This is a genomic window from Oleiphilus sp. HI0061, from assembly GCF_001635675.1.
The window spans coordinates 21,445-28,501 of sequence record NZ_LWFE01001200.1; the positions used below are offsets into that span (position 1 = coordinate 21,445).

Consider the following 7,057-nt stretch of genomic DNA (forward strand, 5'->3'; position numbering starts at 1 on the left):
GTATGACAGACGTAAATATTAAACAAGCGAAAGCAGAACACCCATTTGCACCCTTTGTAAGAATACTGGGCAAAGGTAAAAAAGGCAGCCGTTCCCTTACTGAACAAGAAGCTTTTGAAGCAATGAACATGATATTAAAGGGAGAAGTCGAAGACGTGCAGCTGGGCGCCTTCCTTATGCTATTACGCGTTAAAGAAGAATCTGCTGAAGAGCTCAGCGGCTTTGTAAAGGCCGTTAAAGAGCAACTTAATACCCCCGCAATCGCGGCCGATCTTGACTGGTCATCCTATGCCGGAAAACGACGCCACCTACCTTGGTACCTGCCAGCAATTTTCTTGCTGGCTCAAGCCGGTTATCGAGTCATGATTCACGGCGCAAGTGGTCATACTGCAAACCGCCTGTATACTGAAAATATTCTTAATGAACTAGGAATACCAGTCTCACGCTCATGGGAAGAAGTTGCAGACAGTATGAATGTTAGAAGCTTTGCTTACCTGCCACTCGATGCGATTAGCCCACGCTTGGCCGAAATGATCAATATGCGTCACTTGATGGGGCTGCGTTCCCCTGTTCATTCTTTATCGCGACTGATCAATCCCTTGAACGCAGATAGCGTACTCCAAGGAATATTCCACCCCCCCTATAGCGGCCTTCATCAAGAGGCTGGAGCACTACTAGGGTACCGATCACTTTCAGTAATAAAAGGTGAAGGCGGAGAGATTGAGCGAAATCCTGATAATGCCATGGTCGTAAAGTCAGCGATTAAGGGAGAGCTTACTGAAGAAGAGTGGCCTTCTCAATTTGAGCGAAGACACGTTAAAGGGCAGGATTTAACGGTTAACTACCTTAAGCAAGTTTGGCGTGGTGAGCAAGAAGACGAATATGCCTTAGGTGCCATTATCGGTACAACAGCCCTCGCCTTAAAATCTTTAAAACCAGAGTTCTCACAGAAGGACGCCTTCGCATTTGCCGAGAAACTTTGGAGTGAACGCAAATTAGACTTGATCTAATCTACGTTCTGTAAAACCTCTATCAAAGGCGCCAAATATTTTTCATACGGCGCCGATGCTCGCTTGGCATCTTTATATATAGGCTGCCTTACTTGCGCGACACTCGCTGTTCTCACTGCGCGCTTATTTTTATGAAATTCGAAGCAGCCACCCTCTGGCTCCAAATGGCAAAAGGCGAGTAAGTTGTTAATCTGGTGCTCTGAGTTATCCACCATCGCTTCATAATTAGCCTCATAAATACGATCACCAAATAGGTTCTGCCAATGCTTCATCATGTCTTTATAGGCGATATAATACTGGCCCAGCTCTGTTAAATCATTAGTGTATGCTGGGGAACCAGAAAAATTTTGTTTATAAATAGAAAAACAGGTTTCAAGCGGGTCACGTGTACAATGAATAACTTTAGCGTTAGGCATTACAGTTAAGATAAGCCCAACAAACATGAAGTTATAGGGCATCTTGTCTGTAAAATACGTAGCTTTCTGTCTAGCTCTAAGCTTATCTAAATAAGCAGTCATGACTGCGACACACGCGCTAGCCTTATCATCTGCTGAGATATCGCTATTCAATATCTCGCCGTGCGTTCTAAAGCTTTCTCTCAGGTCAAGAATCTCTCCTTCCGCTTCGACCTGCGAGTGACTAGATATAATCTGCTCGATTAGCGTCGTTCCTGAGCGCGGCATACCCAATATGAATATTGGTGAATCATCTGAAAGTTGCGCCCCCTTTACTTCATTTAAAAAACCTTCGTCAAAAGCGTTTAAGATAGCTTTGAAGTCATTTTCTGTCTGGGAATGCTGATAATTTACGCCTTTGCGAGCAATGTCATTTCCCATTTTCAGGTACATGAATGATTTATCGGTCTTCTTACTTCGCTCATAATACATTGACAGAATATACGCGACGTTCATTTGAACTGCTGGCGCTTGTGTTTGCTGAGAAAAGCTTTTCTCCAACTGAGGAATGATGCTTTCTAATAGAGGCTCTTTTCTCCCCTTACCATACAAGATAAGATTCCGAATCACTGCTATTTGGCCAGGGTTGAGTTTCAAAGATTTTTGAAAACAGCTGTAGCCTTTTTCCCCCTCACCTAAACGACTTAGCGCTAAGCCTTTTAAGTTATAGGCATTTGCATTTTTCGGTGAGACTTTTATTAAAGATTTACAAACGCCTAAGGCATCCTTTTCTTTGTGATTCCCAATTAAGACGCCAGCCAATTGCTCTAAAGCTTTTTCATGCTTGGGCTTAAGTTGAAGAGCTTGCTTTAACCACGTTTCGGCTTGTTGATTATGACCTAGCTGTACTGCCAAGCCAGCACCCTGTAAAGCGACTTCATGCTCTTCAGGCAAGGCTTCAATTGCTTTTTTTGCGAAAGAGAAAGCCTCCGGCAGCTTTCCAGCTTGTTGAAGCAATAGAGAAAGTTGTGCGCATATCACGGGCTGACCTGGCGCCTTATCAAGAATCTGACGGTAGATATTTTCTGCTTGCGCTAGCTTGCCTTGCTGATGTAGTGCAAGGGCCTGATTGAATATTTCTTGCATTGACTTACCTAGTTAAGAGTCAGTTTACAGTAGATAATGGCACAAAAATGAGCCAAGTATGTGCTCTACTTTCGAGTAAAACTAATAGCGCTAGTTACCCAAATAGAAACAAAAGATTGATTACCAAGCTAGACGAACAGACTAGCGAAAAATGCTACAACGACTGCCTTCCAGTAACTTAATATTTTTATATAAAAGTTCATTGGCATTGGCGACTAAATTGTAATTGGCATCATACTTTTTGGAGGAAAGAATATCACCCGTCAGTACCCTCATTCGAGAGAGAATCTCAGGTAATCCTTTTAAAATGATAGCTATGTCACGAACAACAGTACATTCATGAATATTATGGAGCTCACAGCAGTCGTTATCGATCTTCATCCCAATAACGCCCTCAGTGCGCTGCCTAAACAGGCTCGGATCAAACACTCCGGTATCGGTTGAAAGCCTAACGAGACGATGAATCATTGAACGCAAACCATGGACACTCAGGTCAAAATCATACGGAAGTAGCTCAGCACTGACGACGAGTAAGCACGACAGCATTTTCTCGAGCTCTTTAATCTTGCTTTCAATATCAAGAAACAGATTTGAGTTCTTTGGTGACTCGATCGGGCTAGACAGGTGCGCTTCAACTAAGGTGATCCAATGCTGATGCGCCCTTTCAAAATACAAAAAAGAATTGAGCCTAAGGTTTGATAAGGTATGAGATATCTGATTGTGACCACCTAGCTGATCAAGGCGGTCACTTAACTCATTGGCGATCACTAAAATCTGGGCGTCTAGACCAAGTTGAGGCTCACCAATGAGATTTGGAAAGCCAGTTCCGTCATTTCGTGCGTGGTGGTGTAGAACCAGCTCCGCAAGCCCTTCTAGCTCAGGTAGGTACTTTTCAACTAAACGTGAACTAATCAGAGGGTGAATATCTCTGCCGTCAAGCGAGCTAGCTGGAGAAAAGAAAGGGCCATTAACCTTTGTGGGAAACTCAATCGTCTCGGTATCGGGTGCGTGTTTACCAATATCTTGCAGTAAACCAGCGACGAACAGCAATCTTTGGTTAGCTTCTGTGAGGCCAGCTGACCGGCCAATCAATAACGCACACCAACTGCAAAACAAAGCCCTTTCGAAGTCGATTTGCGAACAAACATGGACACGAGTAAGTGCCTTCATGATCTCAGGAAATTTTTCAAGCTCATTGCAAAAGAAAACCATTTTTGGCCAATATGAATTGGCTTGGTTTATTTTGAAAAGCGTCGGATGGGAGTCAATAAACATCCGGTATTCGAGAAGCAAGCTTGCTGCGCTGATATAATAATTACCGCCAAGGTAATCAAAACTGCTATCACTCATGGCACTAAATTTCCAGGACAATGTTCGAAAAAGGTATGATTTAAAGATAGGCTACAAGCCCTATATATTCAAAGACGAAAGCGTGATAATTTACTCGTTTTATATATTTGAACGTTTAAGACTATTGCTTGTCTTACTTGTCTCCAAGTTCAGAAACACGCGCTAACAATTCAAAGAGAGATCTCCCTGCATGCATGATGATGTTAAAAACTATTACGGGAAAGTATTAGAAAAAACCGAAGATCTTAAAACCAACGCCTGCTGTACAAGCGCTGGTTTACCTAGACATGTAAAGACGGCATTAGCCAAGGTTCATGATGAGGTACTAGCCCGTTACTATGGCTGCGGTCTAATTGCCCCACCCGTGCTTGAAGGAATGCAGGTAATGGATCTTGGCAGCGGGTCTGGCAGAGATTGCTACGTTCTATCCCAATGGGTTGGCGAACAAGGCCGTGTCTTAGGTATCGACATGACAGAAGAGCAGCTTACCATTGCACTTGAGCACGAATCTTACCATGCCGAGAAATTCGGCTACGCAAGCAAGAATACAGAATTCAAGCTGGGTTATATCGAACGTTTAAACGAACTTGGCCTTGAAGAAAACAGTTTTGATATCATCGTATCAAATTGCGTTATCAACCTTTCACCAGACAAGGAAGCCGTATTGCGAGAAGCCTATCGAGTACTAAAACCAGGAGGTGAGCTTTACTTCTCTGACGTCTATTCAGACCGGAGAGTTCCCCAACACCTTGTTGAGGACCCAGTCCTATACGGCGAGTGTTTGAGCGGCGCACTTTACTGGAACGATTTTGAAAACCTAGCTAAAAAAGTCGGTTTTTTGGACCCGAGGCTTGTAGAAGACGATGTCATCACTATTGAAAATGAATCGGTGCAAGAAAAAGTCGGCCATATCGGTTTTTATTCGGCAACCTACCGTTTATTTAAAATAAAAGACCTTGAACCGCACTGTGAAGATTATGGCCAGGCTGTTATTTACAAAGGCGGTATCGAGCACTTTGAACACGCTTTCGTTCTTGATAAGCACCATATCATCGAAAAAGGTAGGATTTTCCCTGTTTGCGGCAATACCTGGCGCATGCTGAATGAAACACGATTTAAAAAGTACTTCGAGTTTATTGGTGACTGGAACACTCATTACGGCATTTTTGAAGGCTGTGGATCTAGCTTACCCTTCGATGGTGACCCTATATTCGAAACAGGTGACGGCGGCTCTTCTTGCTGCTAACTTGAGCTAGCGCTCTATCTGAAGAGCTAAGCTATAACTATCCGCTTAGCTCTTCACCTCCTCTTCAACGCTCTAATATCTAGACCATTTTCGATCATATACTCTTGCATATCTTTCGCGTACATAATCCACCCTTTCGGGCTTAAATGAATTTCATCATCCCAATATTTTGCTGCTGACAAGTCTACTCCCCGACCAAAAGCATCATAACTTAGCGTATTCTGATATTGCCCCATTGCGCCTATAATTGTTTCAGAAAGCTGCGCATGCAGATAGCGAATCGCCCGCCTCCTTATACAGTTATCTATATTAGAAGTAAGCATAGGTGGATAAGCTTTCGCATCAAATGCTGTTTTTATCCAAGGCCCGGCCTTTAGGAATGCCAACTTGAAGCCTCGCTGGCGTTGATCTGGCGACGCATAACAATGCGCAAGGACAGGCACGCTAGGTAGATATCGGTCTCGGTCTCTCAATACCTTATGATAATCATCTCTGATGTTTTGAAGTAAGCGCTCTTTCCCTGAATTAAAGCACTCTGAAGGCGATTGATTTTTATCATCATAATCTTTAAGGATAAACTTTAAGCCAGCGAATAAATCATTCCCGCCCATACTTAGACAATATACATCGAGTCTAACTCGATTGTATTTAGCATAGCGAAATACACTGGATTCACGCGAAACCTGCTTTGCCGTAGCCATTGAGACGCTACTATCCCACCAGTTTGCGCCAGTAGGAATAATCTGCATCAGGGCCTGATGTAAATTATTCGGTCCGTAGAAAAAATGTTTCTGCCTGCCAGGGTAATCAAACCAGGAGTCACCTTGCACTACAACATTAGGGTATCGACGACGATATAAACTTTTCGCAACCGTTACAAAACTTGGTCCTGAGCCAGCAAGGAAATGCGCCCCTCTGTAACTATCCATGTTTTTTACTTCCCGCTAATACACAGTCTCTTTATGGAATAGCTATTTTGTCATAGTCAAAGGTAGAAGCTTTAGCTTTTTCAGTGGCCTTATCTTTGGCGGGGGCGCTAGTAGAAGGAATTGGCATAAGTACACGCGGCTTCTGTATCTTAATTTCTTCCAAGCCATCAAAGCCACTTGCCGTAGCGTTTGCTCCTTGGGCGCTATTGCTTGGCGCGCTTAGCGTGTTGCTTAACGCTGGTTTAGAAGCAGTAGGGTTACTAGCTGGACCTATCGGCGCCATAAGGCTAGCAAGTTTATCTTCGAGTAAGCTATAGTCGCTTTTAACAGTGGTAAGTTCTTCCGTCAAAGATGTCTTCGAAGCGCTTAACTGTGAAATCTGTGTTTGTAGCGAAGTAATCCGCTGCTCCTTAGACTCTAGCTCCTGATTGAGTTTATCGTTGTTCGATGCAAGATAATCAATCTCTGAGCGTGTCTCTTTTTGACGTTTTACAACCGCAAGATAAGCGCCTTTTCTATCTTTTAACTTCTTATTTAATACCTTGATTTCATCGCTTAATCTTGAATTTTCTCCGGCCAGCACTTCGCTATTGCTTGCGCCACTCAACAAAGACGCCCTAACCTGACTCAAGGATGCTGCTAGGGCCTCGTTTTCCTCTTTAAGCAAAGCGAGTTGTGAATTCAGGTTGTCGATAATATCCTGATTGACCGCAAGCGCACCCTCCGACTCCTGTATTTTTTCCTGCTGAGCCTGGTTTTCTCTTGTCAAACGCTCGTGCTCAGCTTTGGTTTCAGCAAGAGATTGTCCAGACGTAGACATTTTGGCTTGCTGATTTTTAAGCTGAAGTTCGAGCTTACCTATTTCTTGCTTAGATAAGACGCTGTCCAGGAGTGCAGTTTGACCCTGGTGATAAAAATAAAATGCTGAGAGCCCGAAAGCCAAGGCCATGATAAGAGTGACTATCCACGTACCGTTAAGCA

At 43.5% G+C, this 7,057-nt stretch carries 6 protein-coding genes; 2 read left to right on the plus strand and 4 right to left on the minus strand.

Going from position 1 to position 7,057, the window contains the following annotated elements; genetic code table 11:
- Positions 1 to 2: 2 nt before the first annotated feature.
- Entirely contained in the window at positions 3 to 1,010 is a 1,008-nt protein-coding gene (locus A3735_RS18680) for a glycosyl transferase family protein (RefSeq protein ID WP_068552770.1), read from the plus strand.
- On the opposite strand, the gene A3735_RS18685 is transcribed toward A3735_RS18680, so the two are convergent.
- Together A3735_RS18685 and A3735_RS18690 are read right to left on the minus strand one after the other, a co-directional pair.
- The gene (locus A3735_RS18685; protein ID WP_068510798.1) at positions 1,007 to 2,551 is read right to left on the minus strand and encodes a sulfotransferase; all 1,545 of its coding nucleotides are present in this window, start codon (positions 2,549 to 2,551) and stop codon (positions 1,007 to 1,009) included. The genes A3735_RS18680 and A3735_RS18685 overlap by 4 nt on opposite strands.
- A 141-nt stretch (positions 2,552 to 2,692) precedes the next feature.
- A complete protein-coding gene (locus A3735_RS18690) occupies positions 2,693 to 3,901 on the minus strand; it encodes an HD-GYP domain-containing protein (RefSeq protein WP_068510800.1) in 1,209 nt (402 codons plus the stop codon).
- A 190-nt stretch (positions 3,902 to 4,091) separates the two neighbouring features.
- Here A3735_RS18690 and A3735_RS18695 point away from each other — a divergent pair, with 190 nt between their 5' ends.
- On the plus strand, positions 4,092 to 5,147 hold the full coding sequence (locus A3735_RS18695; RefSeq protein WP_068510803.1) for a methyltransferase domain-containing protein: 1,056 nt from the start codon (positions 4,092 to 4,094) through the stop codon (positions 5,145 to 5,147).
- A 53-nt stretch (positions 5,148 to 5,200) separates the two neighbouring features.
- On the opposite strand, the gene A3735_RS18700 is transcribed toward A3735_RS18695, so the two are convergent.
- Positions 5,201 to 6,076 carry a hypothetical protein gene (locus tag A3735_RS18700; protein ID WP_068510805.1) on the minus strand — a complete coding sequence of 292 codons (876 nt, stop codon included), beginning with the start codon at positions 6,074 to 6,076 and terminating at the stop codon, positions 5,201 to 5,203.
- 31 nt (positions 6,077 to 6,107) lie between these two features.
- On the minus strand, positions 6,108 to 7,057 hold a 950-nt coding region (locus A3735_RS18705), incomplete at its 5' end, for a hypothetical protein (RefSeq protein WP_231882576.1).

What these genes read in the sequence shown, in the direction of transcription:
- A3735_RS18695 (WP_068510803.1), top strand. Translation starts at nt 4,092, where the DNA reads ATGCATGATGATGTTAAAAACTATTACGGGAAAGTATTAGAAAAAACC.
- A3735_RS18685 (WP_068510798.1), bottom strand. Translation starts at nt 2,551, where the DNA reads ATGCAAGAAATATTCAATCAGGCCCTTGCACTACATCAGCAAGGCAAG.
- A3735_RS18690 (WP_068510800.1), bottom strand. Translation starts at nt 3,901, where the DNA reads ATGAGTGATAGCAGTTTTGATTACCTTGGCGGTAATTATTATATCAGC.
- A3735_RS18700 (WP_068510805.1), bottom strand. Translation starts at nt 6,076, where the DNA reads ATGGATAGTTACAGAGGGGCGCATTTCCTTGCTGGCTCAGGACCAAGT.
- A3735_RS18680 (WP_068552770.1), top strand. Translation starts at nt 3, where the DNA reads ATGACAGACGTAAATATTAAACAAGCGAAAGCAGAACACCCATTTGCA.